Here is an 18,502-nt window from a genome sequence, read left to right as displayed (position 1 = left end):
AGGGTGACGTCGCACCTGGACCTCGACGCCCTGGTGGCGATCGACGTGCACGTCCACGTGCACGCCGACTCCCACGGCCACCTGGCCCTGGACGACGAGCTCAACGCCGCCGCGGCGACGTACTTCAAGGGCGACCCCTACGACCCCACCGTGGCCGACATCGCGGCCGACTACCGGGGCAGGAGGATGGCCGCGGTCATCTTCACCGTCGACGCCGAGGCGGCCACCGGGCACACGGCCCTGTCCAACGAGGAGATCGCCGAGGCCGCAGCCGAGCACCCCGACGTGCTCATCCCGTTCGGCTCGATCGACCCGCACCGCGGCGTCGCCGGCATCCGGGCGGCCCGGCGGCTGGTCGAGCAGCACGGCGTCCGCGGGTTCAAGTTCCACCCCAGCCTGATGGACTTCCTCCCGAACGACCGGGCCGTCTACCCGCTCTACGAGGAGCTGCAGGGTCTGGGCGTCCCGGCGCTGTTCCACACGGGCCAGACCGGCATCGGTTCCGGGCTGCCGGGCGGCCGCGGGATCAAGCTGCGCTACTCCGACCCGATGCTGCTCGACGACGTCGCCGCCGACTTCCCCGGCCTGACGATCATCATGGCCCACCCGTCGGTGCCCTGGCAGGACTCCGCGATCGCCGTCGCCCAGCACAAGGCGAACGTCTACATCGACCTGTCCGGCTGGTCCCCGAAGTACTTCCCGCCCCAGCTGGTCCGGGCCGCCAACACGCTGCTCAAGACGAAGGTGCTCTTCGGATCGGACTACCCGCTGCTGCGGCCCGAGCGCTGGATGAGGGACTTCGAGATGCTCGAGATCCGCGACGAGGTGAAGCCGCTGATCATGAAGGACAACGCCGTCCGCGCTCTCGGGCTGGACCGTGCGTAACGCCGGGCTCGGCTCCTGGCCGGAGCGCCGGCTGCGCATCTCCCCCGACCGCGACGCCCTCTGGTTCGAGGGGACGACGACCTCGCACGCAGGGTTCGCCGACCGCGTGCGCCGCACCGCCGGTGCGCTGGCGGGGCTCGGCGTCGGATCGGGCGACCGGGTCGCGTGGACCGGCGGAAACCACCCCTCCGCGCTCGAGACGCTCTACGCCTGCGGTCAGCTGGGCGCCGTCTGGGTGCCGGTCAACGCCCGGCTCGCCGCTCCGGAGGCGGAGTACGTGCTGGGCCACTCCGGCGCGAGCGTCGTCGTGCACGGCCGGGACCACGGCGCCCTCGCCGACGCGCTGCGCGACCGGCTGCCCGGCGTCCGGCACTGGCTGGCGGCCGAGCCCCCGGCCGCCGGCGGGGCCGGTTCCCTGCCGTACGAGGAGCTGCTCGCCGAGGCCGACGCGGACGCCCGGGACCTGCCGGTGACGCTCGACGACCCCTGCCTGATCATGTACACCTCCGGGACGACCGGCCGCCCCAAGGGCGCGGTGCTCACCCACGGCAACATGACCTGGAACGGCGTCAACCAGCTGCTCGGTCTCGACTTCGGGCAGCACGAGCGCACGCTGGCCCTCGCCCCGCTCTTCCACATCGGCGGACTCAACGGCACCGTCAACCCGACGCTGCTCAGAGGCGGGTGCGCGGTGGTCGTGCGCGGCTTCGACCCGGCCGAGACGCTGCGGATCATCGAGGAGCAGCGGATCAACTCGTTCTTCGCCGTCCCCACGATGCTCGACGCGATGGCCCGGCTCCCGGAGTTCGCCACCCGCGATCTCTCCGCCCTGCGCACCATCGGCGCCGCCGGTGCGCCCCTCCCCCTGCCTACCCTGCGGACCTGGCTGGACCGCGGCGTGACGATGCAGCAGGCCTACGGCATGACCGAGGCCGCCCCGGGATGCACCGTCCTGGACTCGGCGGATGCCGTCCGCAAGGTCGGCTCGGCCGGCAAGCGGGTCTTCTTCACCGACGTGCGGGTGCTGCGGGCCGACGGCACGGAGGCCGGAGTGGACGAGGTGGGCGAGGTCGTCGTCCAGGGGCCCAACGTGATGGCCGGCTACTGGCAGGACCCGGAGAGGACGGCCGAGGTGCTCGTCGACGGCTGGTACCGGACCGGCGACGCCGGCTCGGTCGATGCCGAGGGCTTCCTGTACATCCGCGACCGCTACAAGGACATGATCATCTCCGGCGGCGAGAACATCTACCCGGCCGAGGTCGAGTCCGCTCTGCTCGAACTGCCCGGCGTGCTCGAGGCCGCCGTCATCGGCGTCCCGGACGACAAGTGGGGCGAGGCCTGCCTCGCCGTCCTGGTGGTCGCCCCTGGCGTCGAGCACGACGGGGACGTCGTCCGCACCGCCCTGCGCGAGCGCCTGGCCGGCTTCAAGGTGCCCCGGCTGGTCGAGTTCGCCGACGAGCTCCCCAAGACCGCCACCGGCAAGGTGCGCAAGCCGGAGCTGCGGGCCCGATACGTCCACACCGAGGAGATCACCGCATGAGCACGACCACCACGCTGGCCGAACTGCCGTCGCTGAGGGGCCAGGAGCTCGGGCAGAGCTCCTGGATCGAGGTGACCCAGGAGCGTGTCAACACCTTCGCCGACGCCACCGGCGACCACCAGTGGATCCACGTCGACGTCGAGCGCGCCACGGCCGAGAGCCCCTTCGGTGGCCCGATCGGCCACGGCTACCTGACCCTGTCGCTGCTCATCCCGATGTGGTCGGAGGTGCTCACCGTCACCGACGCGACGATGGGCGTGAACTACGGGCTCAACAAGGTCCGGTTCCCGTCTCCCGTGCCGGTCGGCTCGAGGATCCGGCTGACCGCGACGCTGAAGGACGTCGAGGAGGTCACCGGCGGGCTCCAGGTCACGGTGGCGGCGGTCATCGAGGCCGAGGGCGGGGCCAAGCCGGTCTGCATCGCCGAGCCGGTCTTCCGGATGTACGGCGGCTGACCGTCCGGTCCCCGCGGCACGCCGATCAGGCGGGGTCGCCCCGCAGCTCCGCGAGGATCGGACCGGCGACCTTGAACGCGTGGTTGGCGGCGGGCACGCCGGCGTAGACGGCGGCGTGCTGGATGACCGCGCCGATCTCCTCGTCGGTCAGCCCGTTGTTCACCGCGGCGCGCACGTGCAGGGCGAACTCCTCCCAGTGGCGCAGCGCGATGGTGATCGACAGCGTCATGAGGCTGCGGTCGCGCCGGGAGAGCTCGGGCCGCTGCCACACGTCGCCCCAGGCGACCCGGGTGATGAAGTCCTGGAACCCGGCGGTGAACGGCGTCGTGCCGGCGACGGCGCGGTCGACGTGGGCGTCGCCGAGCACCTCGCGGCGGGTGCGCATGCCGGCCTCGCGACGGGCGTCGTCGGTGTCGGGCAGCTCGCTCACCGGGTACCTCCGCCGGGGTTCGAGAGTCCTGCCGCGTCGAAGTGGCCGAGCAGCGCGCCGGTGACCTCCAGCGCGCGCTCCAGGTTGCCCAGGTGGGCGGCCGGGTCGAGCACCAGCAGCTCCGCTCCGGTGATCCCCTCGGCGATCAGCTCCTGGTGCGCGGGCGGGAGGGCCGGGTCCTGCGCGCCGGAGACCACGAGCGTGGGCGCGGTGATCCGGGGCAGGTCGTCTCGCAGGTCGATGCCCGCCACCACCTCGCAGCAGGCGGCGTAGCCCTCGTCGTCGGCGCCGGCGACCATCGCCTCGAGCCGGGCGACCAGGTCGGGGTTTTCCGCGGCGAAGCCCGGGGTGAGCCAGCGGGAGACGACGGTCGGGGCGAAGGTGGCCGTCCCCTCGGCGCGGGCCTGCGCCGCCCGGTCGAGGAAGCCCTGCGGGTCGGTCTTCGCCGAGCTGAACATCACCGCCAGGCTCCCGACCCGGTCCGGCTCGCGCGCCGCCAGCCGCATCCCGACCATCCCACCCAGCGACACACCGGCGACGTGCGCCCGCTCCGCCCCGAGCAGGTCCATGAGCGCCAGGACGTCGTCGACCAGGTCATCGAGGGTGTACGGGCCGGCGGGCGCGGGCGACTCCCCGTGCCCGCGGCCGTCGTAGGTCACCACGCGGAACCGCTCGGCCAGCGGCGGCACCTGCGGGTCCCACATCGCCCGGGTGGCGCCGAGGGAGTTGGAGAGGACCACCAGGGGTGCATCCGCGGGGCCGGCGACGGAGTGGGAGACGGGGACGGGGTTCATCGGGTTCCTCCGGTGAGGTGGGCGTGCTCGGCCAGCACGGCGTCGACCTGCGCGCCCGCCTCGCCGACGTCGGGGCGGGCGCCGAGCAGGGCGGCGAGGTCGACGTCGTCGCGGCCGGCGACCACGTCGGCCAGCGGTCGTCCGGTGGCCGCGGCCTCCCGGACGGCGGCCGCGGCCACGTCGTGCGCCGCGTCCCGGCCGAGCGACGGGGTCAGCGCGTCGGCGAGCGCGCCCGCGAGCTCCGGGTCGCGGGCCGCGGCCACCGTGGCCGCCATGCGGGCGGGGTCCGGGCGCAGGCCGCCGAGGCTCTCGACCAGCCAGGCCGCGGCCGAGCCGACGGTCGACAGCAGGTCGGTGAGGGCCGGCCACTCGCTGTGCCAGGCGCCGGCGGCGCGCTCGTGCTCCTGCTCCATGGCGCCCAGCAGGGTGGTCACGAGCCCGGGTGCGCGCCGGGCGCAGGCGCGGGCGGAGATGGCGGCGACGGGGTTGCGCTTGTGGGGCATGGCCGACGAGCCGCCCCGGCCGGCCCCCGTCTCTGCGACCTCGGCGACCTCCGTCTGGGCCAGCAGCACGACGTCGACGGCGACGGTCGCCAGCACCCCGCCGGTGGCCCCGAGCGCGCCGGCCAGGTCGGCGATCGGCAGCCGCACCGTGTGCCACGGCGCGGCGGTGGCGACCAGCCCGAGCTCGGCGGCCAGGGCGGCGCGGAGCGCGGTGCCGGAGCCGTCGCTGGCGGCCAGCGTGCCGACGGCGCCGCCGTACTGCACCGGCAGCGAGGCCACCACCTCGGCCAGCCGCAGCCGGGCGCCGTCCAGCCCCCCGAGCCACCCGGCGGCCTTGAGCCCGAACGTCGTGGGCAGCGCCTGCTGCATCAGGGTGCGGCCCATGACGACGTCGTCGCGGTGGGCGCGGGCCAACCGGGCGGCGGCCTCGGCGGCGAGCACCAGGTCGCGGTCGATCGCGGCGATCGCCCGGCGGGCCAGCAGGACCAGCGCGGTGTCGACGACGTCCTGGCTGGTGGCGCCGACGTGGACCGCGACGGCGTCGCGCTCCCCCACCGCCGCGCGCAGCACGCGCACCAGCGGCGGCACCGGGTTCCCCGCGTCCGCGGACTGCGCCACCACGGTGGCCAGGTCGAGCGCAGCCGGTTCGGCACAGACCCGGGTGACGGCGTCGGCGGCGGTCGCGGGCACCAGCCCGGTCGCCGCGGCGGCGCGCGCCAGGGCGGCCTCGACGTCGAGCAGCGCGTCGATCCAGGCGGCATCGGAGACGGCGGTCGCCGCGCCGCCGCGGGCGAAGGTCGCGCTGAAGAGACCGGTCACGTCCCGTTCCTACCGCCTCGGCCGCGCGCGGGGACGTTCATACGGCGAAGAACACGGTCTCGCGCTCGCCCTGCAGGTGGATGTCGAAGCGGTAGCCGCCCCCGGACGGGGTGGCGAGCAGCGTCTGCCGGGCGGCGCCGTCGGGCAGCGCCCGCAGCACCGCGTCCTCGGCGTTGGCCTCCGCCTCGTCGGCGAAGTAGATGCGGGTGACGACGCGGTCCAGGATGCCGCGGGCGAAGACCGAGACGTCGATGTGCGGGGCCTGCAGGCCACCCTCGCCGTCGGGCACCCGGCCGGGCTTGAGGGTGTGGACGGCGAACTCGCCGGTCAGCGTCTGGGCCCGGGCGTAGCCACGGAAACCGGGGTAGGACGACGCCCCGCGCGGGTCCTCGGGCGAGGGGAAGCCGCCGTCCGGATCGGCCTGCCAGGTCTCCACCATCGCGTCCGGGACCACGTCCCCGGCGCCGTCGAGGATCCGGCCGCGGATCCAGAAGGCTCCCGCGGTGCCCTCCTCGGCGGCCCACTCACCGTCGGGCCAGGTGAGGCCGATGGAGAGGTAGGGGCCGACGGTGGCGCTCGGGGTGGTGCCCAGCCGGAACGGCCCGGTGAGGAAGCCGCTCCCGCGCCGCCCCGAGCGCGGCTGGAAGGGGGTGGGCGGGTCCGACGGGACCTCCAGCGGGTTCACGGTCACGCCACATCTCCGTCGTCGTCGGTCTCGAACGGCGTCTGGTCCGCCCCGCGGAGCACGATGTCCCACTCGAACGCCAGCGCCCAGTTGTCCTGGGTCCGCTCCAGCGAGAAGCGGCTGATCGCGCGGTGGCGCGCGGCGGCCGGGATCGCGTTGTAGATCGGGTCCTGGCCGAACAGCGGGTCGTCCGGGAAGTACATCTGGGTCACCAGCCGCTGGGTGAAGGCGCGGCCGAACAGGCTGAAGTGGATGTGCGCCGGCCGCCAGGCGTTGTGGTGGTTCCCCCACGGGTAGGCGCCGGGCTTGACCGTCAGGAACTCGTACCGGCCCAGGCTGTCGGTGACCACCCGGCCCAGGCCGTCGAAGTGCGGGTCCAGTGGCGCCGGCCAGTTGTCGACGACGTGCCGGTAGCGGCCGGCGGCATTGGCCTGCCAGACCTCCACCAGCGCACCGGGCACCGGGCGGCCGTCGCTGTCGAGCACCCGTCCGTGCACGAGGATCCGCTGCCCGACGGCCTCTCCGCCGTTGCGCAGCGTCAGGTCGGCGTCGTGCGGCAGGACGCGGTCCTCGCCCAGCACGGGCCCGGTGATCTCGGTGAGCCGGTGCGCCAGGTCCACCGGGGTCCGCAGGGGCGCGCGCAGGGCGGTGCTGCGGTAGTCGGGGAAGCCCACGGGGGTGCGCAGCGCGGCGTCCTCCCGGTGGTACCGCGGCAGGTGCAGGCCGCCGGTGGAGGTGGTCCCGGTCATGGCCGGGACCGTACGACCGCCCGGCTACGCTCCCAACCCCAGGCTTCCACTGGACGGGAGAGGTGAGCATGGCCGGTCGCAGCGCCAGCCCGGGACGGTCGGTCACGTCCCGGGCGCTGGGCATCCTCGACGCATTCGACAGCGGCACCCCGCGGCTGTCCCTCTCCGAGATCGCCGAGCGGTCGGGCACGCCGCTGACCACCGCGCACCGGCTCCTCGGTGAGCTGACCGGCTGGGGGGCGCTCATCCGGCGCCCCGACGGCCGCTACGAGATCGGGCGGAAGCTGTGGGACCTCGGGCTGCTGGCCCCGGTGCAGCTCGAGCTGCGCCAGGTCGCCGCGCCGTTCCTCCTCGACCTGCACACGACCATCCGGGACACCGTGCACCTGGCCGTCCGCGAGGGGCTCTCCGCGCTCTACGTCGACCGGGTCTCGGGCCGGGAGTCGGTCCCGGTGGTCAGCCAGGTCGGCAGCCGGCTCCCCCTCCACGCCACCGGCGTGGGGAAGGTGCTGCTGGCCGCGGCCCCCGACGACGTCGTCGACCAGGTGCTGCGCGGTCTGCGCCCGGTCACCCGGCACACCGTCACCGACCCCGCCCTGCTCGCCCGCGAGCTGACCGAGATCCGGCGGCGGCGCTACGCGCGCACCTGCCAGGAGATGTCCCTCGGAGCCGCGTCCCTCGCGGTCCCGGTCCAGGTGGAGCGGGCGGGCGGGCCGCTGGCCGTCGCCGCGCTGGGCATCGTCGTGCCGCCCCACCGACGCGACCTCGCCCGGCTGGTCCCGGTGCTGGAGATGGCGGCGCGCGGCATCGGCCGGGAGCTGGCCCGCTCCCAGGAGTTCCACTGAGCCGGGGTGGTGGCGGCGACGTCCCCCCGACGGCGCGCTTCCACCGGCCGCACTGCCCAGGGAGGATGCTGCAACCGCCCGGCGACGTCTCGCCGATCCGTCGAGCGGGAGGAGAGGCCGGTGCACGCCTCCGTCCTGGCCGTCGTCGCCCATCCCGACGACGACCTCCTCTTCCTGAACCCCGATCTGGACGCGGGCATCCACGCCGGGCTCCCCACCACCGTGGTCTACGTCAGCGCCGGGGACGCCATGCTCCCCCTCGAGGAGGCGTCGTCGCGCGCCCGCGACCGGCGACGCGGCATCCAGGACGCCTACCGGATCTCCGCCGCCGTGCCGGACCGCACCCTCCAGGAGGAGTGGGTGGGCGAGGTGGTGCAGGTCGGCGGCCACCGGGTGGAGGAGTTCCGGCTCCGCGACCGGCCCGACGTGCGGGTGACCTTCCTGGGGCTCCCCGACGGCGACCTCTCGCGGCTGTTCTCCGGCGCCACCCTGGAGACCGTCCCGGCTGCCGGTGGTCTCGTGGACCAGGTGCAGCGGTACGACGAGGACGACGCGGTGGCGGTGCTGCGCGGGCTCCTGGAGCGCTACCGGCCGACGGTGCTGCACGTGACGGAGCGCTTCGCCGACCACCGGTACGACGTGCCGCGGTCACACCCGGACCACCGGGCGGTGACCGCCCTCGCCCTCGAGGCGGTGCGCCGGTACCGGGCTGTCCAGGGCACGTGGCTGCCCTACGTGCTGGAGCACCGCGACTACGGGGTCGGGCAGCACCCGGTGAACCTCGACAGGGCGACCCGTGCGCGCAAGCGGGAGCTGTTCGCGACGGCGTACCAGCCCTGGGACCCGGCCGCGGCTGACGTCTTCGGCGCGACCGACCGCTCCTACTACCGGACCTCCCGCGGTACCCGCTGGTCGGCGACGGACGGCGAGGGCGCGGTGCGCCTGTTCGCCGTGCGCGACGGCCGGGTGGCGTGCTTCACCGGTCCGGGCAGCTGGCAGGGCCCGGTGGACCTCGGTCCCGACGACCTCGGCGCCGGGGTCACCACGGTCGTCGCGGCGGCCGGGGCCGACGGCAGCACCCACCTCGCCGCCCGCACGGATGACGGGCGGGTGGCGGTGCGTCCCCTGACCGGCGGCACGTGGACGGACCTGGGCACGCCGAACCCCGGCGACGGCGCCCGGTACGTCGGGAGCCCCGCCCTCGCGCCGAACGCGGACGGCCGGCTGCAGGTCGTCGTCGTCAACGCCGGCGGCGGCCTGTCCAGCCGCCACCAGGAGGCCGACGGGGACTGGCACCCCTGGTCCGATCTCGGCGGCACCGACCTGCAGGACCCGTGCGACGCGCTGCTCGACGTCACGGGGCGCATCGAGGTCGTCGCCGCCTCGCGGACCGGACTGGTCCTCTGGCGGCAGACCGTCCCCGGCGGCGCACTCCTGCCGGGCCCGCTGCCCAGCCTGCCACCGGCCAGCCCTGCCACGTTCGCCGTCAACGCAGACGGGCGACCGGAGGTGCACTACCGCCTGGCGGGGACGGCGGACGTCGCGACCAGCTGGCAGGACCGCGACCTCGCGTGGCGATCGGCCACCTCGATCGGGGGGCACGGCGGCACGGGACCCACGGCGAACGCCACCGTGGACGGGCGGATCGCCTGCGTCGCCCGGAACGCCGGCGGGGGCCTCTCGGTGACCCAGCAGGTCGCCCCCGACAGCCACTACGGCCCGTGGACCGACCTGGGCGGGTTCGTCACCGACCACCCCACCGCCGCCGCCACTCCCGACGGCCGGCTGGTCGTGGCCGTCGTCGACGCGGGCGGCGCGCTCACGCACCGCACCCGGTCCGCCGACGGGGAGTGGGGGCCCTGGCGGACGGTCGGGGAGATCGTCTGACCGGATGTGCTCCTCCGCTGGACGGAAGGATCCGGCGACACCGGGGGCGGCGGGCGGGAGACTGCCCCCGTGCGCACCCAGGTAGCGATCATCGGTGCCGGCCCCGCCGGCCTCCTGCTCTCGCGGCTGCTCGCCCTGCAGGGCATCGACTCGGTCGTGCTGGAGAACCGCTCGCGGGAGTACGTGGAGGCCCGCATCCGGGCGGGCATCCTGGAGCAGCACACCGTCGACACCCTGACCGACGCGGGGCTGGGCGAGCGGCTGCACCGCGAGGGCCTGGAGCACCGCGGCATCTACCTCCAGTACCCGGGCACCCGCCACCAGCTGGACTTCCGGGAGCTGTGCGGCCGCACGGTGTGGGTCTACGGGCAGACGGAGGTCACCAAGGACCTCATCGCCGCCCAGCTGGACGGCGGCCCGCCGCTGCTGTTCGACGTCTCCGAGGTCACCCCGGAGGAGGTCGACTCGGAGAACCCGCGCGTCCGCTTCACCGACGCCGACGGGGTGGCCCAGGTGCTCGAGTGCGACGCGATCGCCGGCACCGACGGGTTCCACGGCGTCTCGCGCCCCGTGGTGCAGGCCGCCGCCGCCGGGCGGACGTGGGAGCGCACCTACCCCTACGCCTGGCTGGGCATCCTGGCCGACGCGGCGCCGGCCACCGACGAGCTGATCTACGCCTGGCACCCCGAGGGGTTCGCCCTCTACTCGATGCGCTCGCCCTCGGTCTCCCGGCTCTACCTCCAGGTCGACCCCACCGAGAAGATCGAGGACTGGTCCGACGACCGGATCTGGGAGAACCTCTCGCGCCGCTTCGCGCTCGACGGCTGGGAGGTCGGCACCGGCCCCGTGACCGAGAAGTCGATCCTGCCGATGCGCTCGTTCGTGAGCAGCCCGATGCGGCGGGGCCGCCTGTTCCTGGCCGGGGACGCCGCCCACATCGTCCCGCCGACCGGCGCGAAGGGGCTCAACCTCGCCGTCGCCGACGTGACCCTGCTGGCACAGGCGCTGGTGCGGCTGCTGGCCGAGAAGCAGACCGACCTCGTCGACTCCTACTCCGACCGGGCGCTGGCCCGCGTCTGGCGGTGCACGCACTTCTCCTGGTTCATGACCTCGATGCTGCACACCTCCGGCGACGACTTCGACGCCCAGCTGCAGCTCTCCCAGCTGCGGCGCATCTGCTCCTCGGAGGCGGCCGCCCGCGAGCTCGCCGAGAACTACACCGGCCTGCCCGTCGAGTAGCGGAGGGTGCATCCGCCGGGCGGCCGCCGCCCGAATGGGGTGCGTGGAGTCCACCGCCCCGCAGCAGGAGACGGCATGGCTGGTGCAGCCCCTGGTCGACGCCGGGCTCGACCTCGACGAGATCAACGCGCTGGTGACGCGCCTGGGCTTCGAGGCCGTCGTCGGCACCGGGCCGGGCGCCGGCACCGGCCTCCTGGACGTCGTCGGTGACCGCCCCCGCGACGTCCGGGCCGCCTGGGTGGAGGTCCTCGAGCGGATGACCGGCCCACCCCTCCCCGGCGGCTGAGCAGCGCTCCGGCCACCCCCGGGCGGGCGTGACCCCCGCCACACGGGGTGAGACAGGCGTGGCTAGTGTCTCAGGCGCTGTGGCCCAGCTCACCCCAGGGCTCGGCCGGCACTCCTTGGAGGTCACGTGCGCACCACTCCCCCACGTCCTGCCCGAAGGTCGTTGCTCGCGCTCGGGCTGGGCACCGCCCTGACCGCGGGCGCGCTGGCGGCGGCCGCTCCCGCCGGGGCCGCCCCCGATGGCGCCCCGCTGGTCGTGCAGACGACCGAGGGCGCCGTCGCGGGCACCGCGGCCGACGGCTACCGCCTGTTCGAAGGCATCCCGTACGCCGCGCCGCCGGTGGGCGACCTGCGGTTCCGGCCACCGGCCCCGGCGGAGCCGTGGGAGGGGGTCCTCGACGCGACCTCCCCCGGCAGCGCCTGCCCGCAGGAGCCCAGCGCCACGAACCCGACGTCGTCGGTGGAGGAGGACTGCCTCTACCTCAACGTCACGACCCCCTCGGGCCTGGACACGCCCCGGAAGAACCTGCCGGTGATGGTCTGGATCCACGGGGGCTCGTGGCAGACGGGCAGCGGCGACCGGTACGACGCCGCCGAGCTGGCGCTCGAGGGCGACGTCGTCGTCGTCACCATCAACTACCGGCTCGGTGCGCTGGGGTTCATGGCCCAGGAGGACCTCTCGCGGGAGAACGGGGACGTCGCCTCCGGCAGCGCCGGGCTGCTCGACCAGCAGGCCGCGCTGCGCTGGGTGGAGCGCAACATCCGTTCCTTCGGCGGCAACCCCGGCCGGGTCACCATCTTCGGCGAGTCGGCCGGCGGCTCGGCAGTCTGCGCCCAGCTGACCTCGCCGTCGGCACGGGGCCTGTTCGACCGGGCCATCGCCCAGAGCTACAGCTGCACCGCGCCCTACGACACGGTGGAGACGGCGGAGGCCAAGGGTGCCCGGGTCGCCGGGACCGTCGGATGCGACCCGGCGGCCGACGTCGCTGCCTGCCTGCGGGAGACGCCGGTGCAGGAGCTGCTCGACGCCTGGCCGGGCGGCGCCTTCGTCGTCGGCGGGTCGGCGCTGCCGGTGCAGCCGGCCGAGGCGATCGCGGCCGGGGACCACGCCCGGGTGCCGGTCATGCACGGCAACCTCAGCGACGAGAACACGCTGTTCACGCCGCTGAACCCGACGGTGGCCGGGCTGGCCGCCGACGGCTTCACGGAGGCCGACTACGCGACCGTCCTCGACGGCGTGTTCGGCGACGCCGCCGGCGAGGTGCTGGCGCGCTACCCGGCGGCCGCGTACCCGTCGCCGCTGCGCGCCCTGGCCGCCGTCAACAGCGACGCCGGGAGCGCGCTGTCCACCTGCTCGCACGTCGACGCCTACGACACGCTGGCCCGTCCCCCGGTGCCGGCGCCGGTGTTCGCCTACCAGTTCCGCGACGGGACGGCGGACCCGCTGTTCGACTTCCCGTACCCGGACTACCCGGAGGACGCCCAGCACGCCGCCGAGCTGCCCTACCTGTTCCCGGATCTGTTCGGGGACGGGCTGACCGCCGAGCAGGAGGAGCTCTCGACGGCGATGGTCCGCTACTGGACCAACTTCGCGGCCCACGGCAACCCCAACGGCCGGGACGTGCCGACGTGGACCCGCTACCGGGCCCCGGCCGACGTGCAGGGGCTGGACATCGCCTCGGACGAGGGCATCGGCCCGGTCGACGTCGCCGCGGAGGCGAACTGCGATTTCTGGTCGACCCTGAGCTGAGCCGACCGGATCCGGGGCGGGCCCCGGGCGGCGCGTGCTGCCCGGGGCCCGTCCGCGCGAGCGGCGCGCCGTCCCCGGGTGCCGCTCCTACCCACCGGTAGCCCGTGTGGGATCGTCGGGGGCACTACGTCGAGACGGCACCTGCCGCCGTCAGGAATGAGGACCGATGCGGTTGCAGCTGTCCCCGGAGCTCGAGGCCTTCCGGGAGGAGATGCGGACCTTCTTCACCACCCAGGTGCCGCAGGAGATCCGCGACAAGGTCGCGGCCCACCGGCACGTGTCCAAGGAGGAGTACGTCGAGGCCCAGCGCGCGCTCAACGCCGCCGGCCTGGCCGTGCCGCACTGGCCGGTCGAGTGGGGCGGGCGGGACTGGACGCCGCTGCAGCGCCACATCTGGCGCGAGGAGATGCAGCTGGCCGGGGTCCCCGAGCCGCTGGCCTTCAACACCTCCATGATCGGCCCGGTCATCGCCGCCTTCGGCAACCAGGAGCAGAAGGAGCGCTTCCTGGCCAAGACGGCGAACCTCGACATCTGGTGGTGCCAGGGCTTCTCCGAGCCCGACGCCGGCTCCGACCTGGCCTCGCTGCGCACGACCGCCGTCCGCGACGGCGACGACTGGGTGGTCAACGGCCAGAAGACCTGGACCACCCTGGGGCAGCACGCCGACTGGATCTTCTGCCTGGTGCGCACCGACCCGACGGCGGAGAAGAAGCAGCGCGGGATCTCCATGCTTGTCTTCCCGATGGACACCCCCGGCGTCACGCTCCGGCCCATCGAGCTGATCGACGGCGGCTTCGAGGTCAACGAGGTCTTCTTCGAGGACGTCCGCGTGCCCGCCGAGAACCTCATCGGCGAGGAGAACCGGGGCTGGGACTACGCCAAGTTCCTGCTCGGCAACGAGCGCGTGGGCATCGCCCGCGTGGGCGCGACCAAGAAGATGCTCGCGCAGGCCAAGGACTACGCCCGCGAGATCACCGTCGACGGCCGCCCGCTGCTCGAGGACCCGTTCATGGCCCGGCGCATCGCCGAGGTGGAGAACGAGCTGGTGGCCCTGGAGCTCACCGCCCTGCGCGTGGTGGCCAACTCCGCCGACGGGAAGCCGCACCCGGCCTCCTCGGTGCTCAAGCTCAAGGGCTCGGAGCTGCAGCAGGCCGCCACCGAGCTGCTGGTCGACATCGCCGGCCCGCTCTCGATCGCCTCGTTCGCCGAGGAGGGCTCCGACGTGCCCGACTGGGCGCGCGTCGCGACGCCGCACTACCTGAACTACCGGAAGGTCTCCATCTACGGAGGCTCCAACGAGGTTCAGCGCACCATCATCGCCGGCACGATCCTGGGGCTGTGATCTGACGTGGACTTCACCTTCGACAGCGAGCAGAGCGACCTGCGGGAGGCCGTGCGCGGCCTGCTGGCACGCGCCTACTCCGGCAGCGAGCAGCGCCGCACGGTCGTCGCCAACGACCCGGGCTTCGACGAGAAGACCTGGGCGCGGCTGGCCGAGATGGGGCTGCTCGGGCTGCCCTTCGCCGAGGAGCACGGCGGCATGGGCGCCGGGCCGATCGAGGTCGCGATCGTCGCCGAGGAGATCGGCCGGGTCATCGCCCCGGAGCCCTTCATCGAGGCGGTCGTGCTGGCCGGTGGCCTGATCGCCGCCGTCGGCACCGACGAGCAGAAGGGCGAGCTCCTCGCGGGCATCGCCGAGGGGACGACGGTCCCGGCCTTCGCCCACGCGGAGCCCGGCACCCGGTGGAGCGCCTCCGCAGCCGGGGTCACCGCCACCCCGTCCGGGAACGGCTGGACCCTGACCGGCGTCAAGGAGCCGGTGCCCACCGGCGCCCGCGCCGACGTCCTGGTGGTCACCGCGGTCGTCGACGGCGGCACCGGGCTGTTCCTCGTCCAGGGGGACGCCGCGGGCCTCACCCGCACCGGCTACCGCACGCACGACGGCACCCGCGCGGCCAACGTGCGCTTCGACGGCACCCCGGCGACCCTGCTGGGCGGCAATGGCTCCCCCACACACCCGGACCAGACCGCCGCCGTCGAGCGGGCGCTCGCCGAGGCCCGCATCGCGTACAGCCACGAGGCGATCGGCGCGATGGACACCGCCCTGCGCACCACCGCGGAGTACCTCAAGACCCGCAAGCAGTTCGGCGTCACGCTCAACCGGTTCCAGGCGCTCACCTTCCGCGCCGCGGACATGTACGTGTCCCTGGAGCTGGCCCGGAGCACCGCCCTGTGGGCCTCGATGGTGCAGGACGCCGGCGGCGACGTCGTCTCCGCCGCCGACCGTGCCCGGCTGCAGACCAGCCGCGCCGGCCGGCACATCGGCAAGGAGGCCATCCAGCTGCACGGTGGCATCGGCGTGACCGCGGAGTACTCCGTCGGGCACTACACCAGCCGGCTCACCGCCATCGACCACCTGCTCGGTGACGGCGACTTCGCCGCCGCACGGCTGGCCCGCACGGTGGGCGAGCGGAAGACCGTCGACCCGCTGGGCGCGCCGTACGCAGTCTGAACGCGGCCCCTGCCGGGCCCCGTCGGAGCCCCGTCCCCCTCGCGGGGGGCGGGGCTCCGCCGCGTTGCCCCGTCGCAGGGCCCCGGCGCGAGCGGAGCGAGTGCTGGGGGGCGACGGGGCCCTTCTTCAGTCGGCCAGCATCGCCCGGCGGAGCTCGTCGGCGTCGGCCCGCACCGAGTCGAGGACCGGCACCAGGTCGTCCTCGCGGAGCCGGCCGCAGGTGAGCCGCCCGATCGGCACCGCGTCGTGCTCCTCCGCGGTGAGCCGTGCGGCCACCTCGAAGGCGGCCCGCAGCAGCCCGCCCTCCAGGGAGGCGTGGTCGTCGACCTGGTTGAGCCGGTTGGTCATGGTGTGCGGGAAGCCCCACTGCTCCAGGGCGACGGCGGTCAGCCGGACGCTGTGGATGCCGTAGCGGCCCAGCTCGGCGCTGCGACGCGCTGCGAAGCCCGGGTGCTCGGCCACGAGGGCGCCGTAGCCCTCGGGGTCGTTGTGGTGCAGGAGCGCGGCGCCCATCTGGGCGAGCAGCCCGACGCAGAGGGCGTCCTGCGACCGCTCCCCGAAGCGGGGCGCCAGCGTGGAGGACGCCAGCGCCAGGCAGGTGGTCACGTCCCAGAAGTCCTCCGGCAGCCGTGACTCGTCGTCCAGCCCGGTGAGCGCGACCGTCGCCATCGTCCGGACGGTGGTGAAGCCGATCACCGTGACGGCGAACTGCAGGGAGGTGACGCGGCCCCGCATGCCGAAGTAGGCGGAGTTGGCCAGCTTCATGACGCGCCCGGCCAGAGCGACGTCGGAGGCCAGGATCCGCGACAGCACCCTGGCACCGGTGCCGTCGGAGTTCGCGACCGACACGATCTGCGCCGCGACCGGGCGCTGGGCCGCCATCGTGTCGATGCCCGCGAGGACCTTCTCCAGGTCGAAGACCGGAGCCGGCTCGGTGCGGACCGGCAGCGGGGTGACGGTCATCGGGTGCCCGCTCCGTGGGACGCGAACCAGGCGGCGGTCCGCGGCCCGGTCATGGGCCGGCTCAGGCCGAAGCCCTGCAGGTGTGTGGCGCCCAGGCGGCGGAGCTCGTCGGCCTGCTCGGCGGTCTCCACCCCCTCGGCGACGGTGCTCAGGTCGAGGCTGCCGGCCAGCGCGATGACCGCCGAGGCGATCTCGCCGTGCCCGTGGGCGAGCTCCGCGACGAACGACCGGTCGACCTTCAGGCAGTCCACCGGCAGGTGCCGCAGGTAGGCGAGCGACGAGTAGCCGGTGCCGAAGTCGTCGATCGCCAGCTCCACGCCGAGGTCGCGCAGCTGCTGGAGCACCTCGCGGGCGGAGTCGGGGTCCTTCATCAGCGCCGACTCGGTGATCTCCACCGAGATCCGGGAGGCGTCCAGCCCGTGCCGCCCGAGCGCCTCGGTCACCTGCGGCGGCAGGTTGCCGTCCAGCTGCAGGGCCGAGACGTTGACGTTGGCCCGCGGGGGTGCGGCCGGCCCCAGGGCGCGGTCCCACTCGGCCAGCTGGCGGCACGTCTCGTCCAGGACCAGCAGGCCGAGGCCGGCGATCAGCCCGCTCTCCTCCGCCAGCGGCACGAACACCGTCGGGCTGATCGGGCCGCGCGCGGCGTGGGTCCACCGGGCCAGCGACTCGACGGCGATCGGGCGCCCGTCCTCGGCGCCGAGGATCGGCTGGTAGAGCAGCGTGATCTCGCGCCTCTCGACGGCGTCGCGCAGCTCGGCGACCAGCCGGAGCTTGTCGCGGGCCTCCTCGCGCGCCCGCTGGTCGAGCACGGTGATCCGCCCCTTGCCCCCGGCCTTGGCCTGGTACATGGCGATGTCGCAGTCGCGGATGAGCTCCTCGGCGCCGGTGTGCTCCTCGGTCTGCACGGTGACGCCGACGCTCGCGTGCGGGCGCACGTCGACGCCACCCAGGCGCACGGGCCGGGCGAGCTCGGCGGTGATGCGCTCGGCGAGCGCGACCACGGCATCCTGGTCGACCTCCTCGCAGACCACGACGAACTCGTCGCCGCCGAAGCGCGCCACCAGGTCGCCCGGGCGGACGACCGACCGCAGCCGGTCGGCCACCTCGGTGAGCAGCTCGTCGCCGGCCGTGTGCCCCAGCGAGTCGTTGACGACCTTGAAGTTGTCCAGGTCGAGGAAGAGGCAGGCGAGGGATCCGGCGCCGGGGACGAACCGCTCCGCGACATGGCGGGCCAGCAGCGTCCGGTTCGGCAGGCCGGTCAGCGGGTCGTGGTTGGCCTGGTGGGCCAGCGTGGCCTCGAACGCCAGCCGGTCGGTGATGTCCTCGATGGTGCCGACGAAGCCCGCACCCACCCCGGGGGTGAACACGTGGGCGAAGCGGATGACGGTCGTGCGGACCGAGCCGTCCGACCGGCGCAGGCGGGCCTGGGCCTCCGCCTCCTCGCCCTCCAGCGCGGCCGACACCTGCTCGATCACCGTGTCGAGGTCGTCCGCGTGCACGGTGTCCATCCACCCGATGCCCAGCAGCTGCTCGGCGCGGCGGCCGACGAGGCTGCAGAACGCGTCGTTGACGTGCGCCAGGCGCATCCCCTGCTCGGAGAGGAGCGTCGGCACCGGCGACCGCTCGGTCAGGGTGGAGAAGCGTCGCTCGTGGGCGTCGGCGGCCGACCGCAGCGCACGCTCCTGCTCGTTGTCGGTGGAGACGATGCGCAGCGTCCACATCCGGCCGCCGGGCGACGGCGTCGTGGTGACCAGCGCCTCGATGCGGGCGCCACTGGCGGTGCGGACCGGCAGCGTCATCCGGGCGGCCCGCTGCCGGCGCAGCAGCAGCGTGAGCTCGCCACCCCCGAGGGTCGGGAACAGGTGGTCGACGGGGAGGGCGCGCAGGTCGTCCAGGCCGTAGCCGAGCAGCTCCCCGGCACCGGCGTTGCCCCAGCTCAGGCACGCTCGGCCGGCCACCATCTCGACGACCACGATGGCCAGGCTGTCGCTGACCGTGGCGCCGTAGAAGACCGAGGCCATGATCTCCGGCGGCACCCGGTCGTCGGGGCGGTTCAGGATGACGGACACGGTCCTCCCCTCGGTTCGAGCAGGCGCCGAGGTCTGGACCCGCCACCGAGGTCTTCGGCCGGTCGCCCCTGCCCCCTGCACCCGGACAGGGC

17 protein-coding genes are annotated in these 18,502 nt (G+C 74.4%); 10 read left to right on the top strand and 7 right to left on the bottom strand.

Translation table 11 applies throughout. From position 1 onward, the window contains the following. The first annotated feature begins 15 nt into the window (after window positions 1–15). From ACI794_RS19255 to ACI794_RS19245, 3 genes are read left to right on the top strand one after another with little or no spacing between them, the layout of a single operon-like run. On the top strand, window positions 16–885 hold the full coding sequence (locus tag ACI794_RS19255; protein ID WP_456603894.1) for an amidohydrolase family protein: 870 nt from the start codon (window positions 16–18) through the stop codon (window positions 883–885). After that, window positions 878–2,425 (top strand): acyl-CoA synthetase, encoded by a 1,548-nt coding sequence (locus ACI794_RS19250; protein WP_456603885.1) that lies wholly within the window; start codon window positions 878–880, stop codon window positions 2,423–2,425. Before ACI794_RS19255 ends, ACI794_RS19250 begins: the two co-directional genes overlap by 8 nt. Further along, window positions 2,422–2,880 (top strand): MaoC family dehydratase, encoded by a 459-nt coding sequence (locus tag ACI794_RS19245; RefSeq protein WP_456581196.1) that lies wholly within the window; start codon window positions 2,422–2,424, stop codon window positions 2,878–2,880. The genes ACI794_RS19250 and ACI794_RS19245 overlap by 4 nt, the downstream gene beginning before the upstream one ends. 25 nt (window positions 2,881–2,905) lie before the next feature. On the opposite strand, the gene pcaC is transcribed toward ACI794_RS19245, so the two are convergent. The 5 genes from pcaC to pcaH are packed head-to-tail and all read right to left on the bottom strand — an operon-like array spanning window position 2,906 to window position 6,860. Next, window positions 2,906–3,310 carry a 4-carboxymuconolactone decarboxylase gene (pcaC, locus tag ACI794_RS19240; RefSeq protein WP_456581195.1) on the bottom strand — a complete coding sequence of 135 codons (405 nt, stop codon included), beginning with the start codon at window positions 3,308–3,310 and terminating at the stop codon, window positions 2,906–2,908. Next, a complete protein-coding gene (pcaD, locus tag ACI794_RS19235) occupies window positions 3,307–4,104 on the bottom strand; it encodes a 3-oxoadipate enol-lactonase (RefSeq protein WP_456617123.1) in 798 nt (265 codons plus the stop codon). The genes pcaC and pcaD overlap by 4 nt, the downstream gene beginning before the upstream one ends. Beyond that, complete coding sequence (gene pcaB, locus ACI794_RS19230; RefSeq protein WP_456603882.1) at window positions 4,101–5,426, bottom strand: 3-carboxy-cis,cis-muconate cycloisomerase; 1,326 nt, start codon at window positions 5,424–5,426, stop codon at window positions 4,101–4,103. The genes pcaD and pcaB overlap by 4 nt, the downstream gene beginning before the upstream one ends. A gap of 37 nt (window positions 5,427–5,463) precedes the next feature. Continuing rightward, window positions 5,464–6,117: a protocatechuate 3,4-dioxygenase subunit alpha gene (gene pcaG / locus ACI794_RS19225; protein ID WP_456617122.1), complete on the bottom strand. Its 654-nt coding sequence runs from the start codon at window positions 6,115–6,117 to the stop codon at window positions 5,464–5,466. Continuing rightward, window positions 6,114–6,860: a protocatechuate 3,4-dioxygenase subunit beta gene (pcaH, locus tag ACI794_RS19220; protein WP_456617121.1), complete on the bottom strand. Its 747-nt coding sequence runs from the start codon at window positions 6,858–6,860 to the stop codon at window positions 6,114–6,116. Before pcaH ends, pcaG begins: the two co-directional genes overlap by 4 nt. Before the next feature lie 68 nt (window positions 6,861–6,928). On the opposite strand from pcaH, the gene ACI794_RS19215 reads away from it, so the two are divergent. From ACI794_RS19215 to ACI794_RS19185, 7 genes are all read left to right on the top strand, one after another. Then, a complete protein-coding gene (locus ACI794_RS19215) occupies window positions 6,929–7,705 on the top strand; it encodes an IclR family transcriptional regulator (protein ID WP_456603879.1) in 777 nt (258 codons plus the stop codon). Between the two features lie 120 nt (window positions 7,706–7,825). After that, complete coding sequence (locus tag ACI794_RS19210) at window positions 7,826–9,592, top strand: PIG-L family deacetylase (protein WP_456617120.1); 1,767 nt, start codon at window positions 7,826–7,828, stop codon at window positions 9,590–9,592. 69 nt (window positions 9,593–9,661) lie between these two features. Further along, on the top strand, window positions 9,662–10,831 hold the full coding sequence (locus ACI794_RS19205) for a 4-hydroxybenzoate 3-monooxygenase (protein WP_456603877.1): 1,170 nt from the start codon (window positions 9,662–9,664) through the stop codon (window positions 10,829–10,831). A gap of 43 nt (window positions 10,832–10,874) precedes the next feature. Further along, on the top strand, window positions 10,875–11,117 hold the full coding sequence (locus ACI794_RS19200; RefSeq protein ID WP_456603876.1) for a hypothetical protein: 243 nt from the start codon (window positions 10,875–10,877) through the stop codon (window positions 11,115–11,117). Between the two features lie 162 nt (window positions 11,118–11,279). Then, window positions 11,280–12,866 carry a carboxylesterase/lipase family protein gene (locus tag ACI794_RS19195; protein ID WP_456617119.1) on the top strand — a complete coding sequence of 529 codons (1,587 nt, stop codon included), beginning with the start codon at window positions 11,280–11,282 and terminating at the stop codon, window positions 12,864–12,866. Between the two features lie 166 nt (window positions 12,867–13,032). After that, window positions 13,033–14,208 carry an acyl-CoA dehydrogenase family protein gene (locus tag ACI794_RS19190; RefSeq protein WP_456603874.1) on the top strand — a complete coding sequence of 392 codons (1,176 nt, stop codon included), beginning with the start codon at window positions 13,033–13,035 and terminating at the stop codon, window positions 14,206–14,208. A 6-nt stretch (window positions 14,209–14,214) separates the two neighbouring features. Further along, a complete protein-coding gene (locus ACI794_RS19185) occupies window positions 14,215–15,378 on the top strand; it encodes an acyl-CoA dehydrogenase family protein (protein WP_456617118.1) in 1,164 nt (387 codons plus the stop codon). A gap of 126 nt (window positions 15,379–15,504) precedes the next feature. Here the strand turns inward: ACI794_RS19185 and ACI794_RS19180 are convergent, their stop codons facing one another. Further along, window positions 15,505–16,341, bottom strand: a complete 837-nt coding sequence (locus ACI794_RS19180) for an HDOD domain-containing protein (protein ID WP_456617117.1) — start codon at window positions 16,339–16,341, stop codon at window positions 15,505–15,507. Continuing rightward, window positions 16,338–18,410 carry a putative bifunctional diguanylate cyclase/phosphodiesterase gene (locus ACI794_RS19175; RefSeq protein ID WP_456617116.1) on the bottom strand — a complete coding sequence of 691 codons (2,073 nt, stop codon included), beginning with the start codon at window positions 18,408–18,410 and terminating at the stop codon, window positions 16,338–16,340. Before ACI794_RS19175 ends, ACI794_RS19180 begins: the two co-directional genes overlap by 4 nt. Window positions 18,411–18,502: the final 92 nt, after the last annotated feature.

Source organism: Blastococcus sp. SYSU DS0541 (assembly GCF_054050875.1).
The sequence above is the reverse complement of the archived record's forward strand: the minus strand, read 5'-3'. Positions and strand labels throughout refer to the sequence as shown.

Bases quoted from the DNA above. Each gene is read 5' to 3' on its own strand.
- pcaD (WP_456617123.1), bottom strand. From the start codon at position 4,104: ATGAACCCCGTCCCCGTCTCCCACTCCGTCGCCGGCCCCGCGGATGCA.
- pcaH (WP_456617121.1), bottom strand. From the start codon at position 6,860: ATGACCGGGACCACCTCCACCGGCGGCCTGCACCTGCCGCGGTACCAC.
- ACI794_RS19245 (WP_456581196.1), top strand. From the start codon at position 2,422: ATGAGCACGACCACCACGCTGGCCGAACTGCCGTCGCTGAGGGGCCAG.
- ACI794_RS19190 (WP_456603874.1), top strand. From the start codon at position 13,033: ATGCGGTTGCAGCTGTCCCCGGAGCTCGAGGCCTTCCGGGAGGAGATG.
- ACI794_RS19180 (WP_456617117.1), bottom strand. From the start codon at position 16,341: ATGACCGTCACCCCGCTGCCGGTCCGCACCGAGCCGGCTCCGGTCTTC.
- ACI794_RS19215 (WP_456603879.1), top strand. From the start codon at position 6,929: ATGGCCGGTCGCAGCGCCAGCCCGGGACGGTCGGTCACGTCCCGGGCG.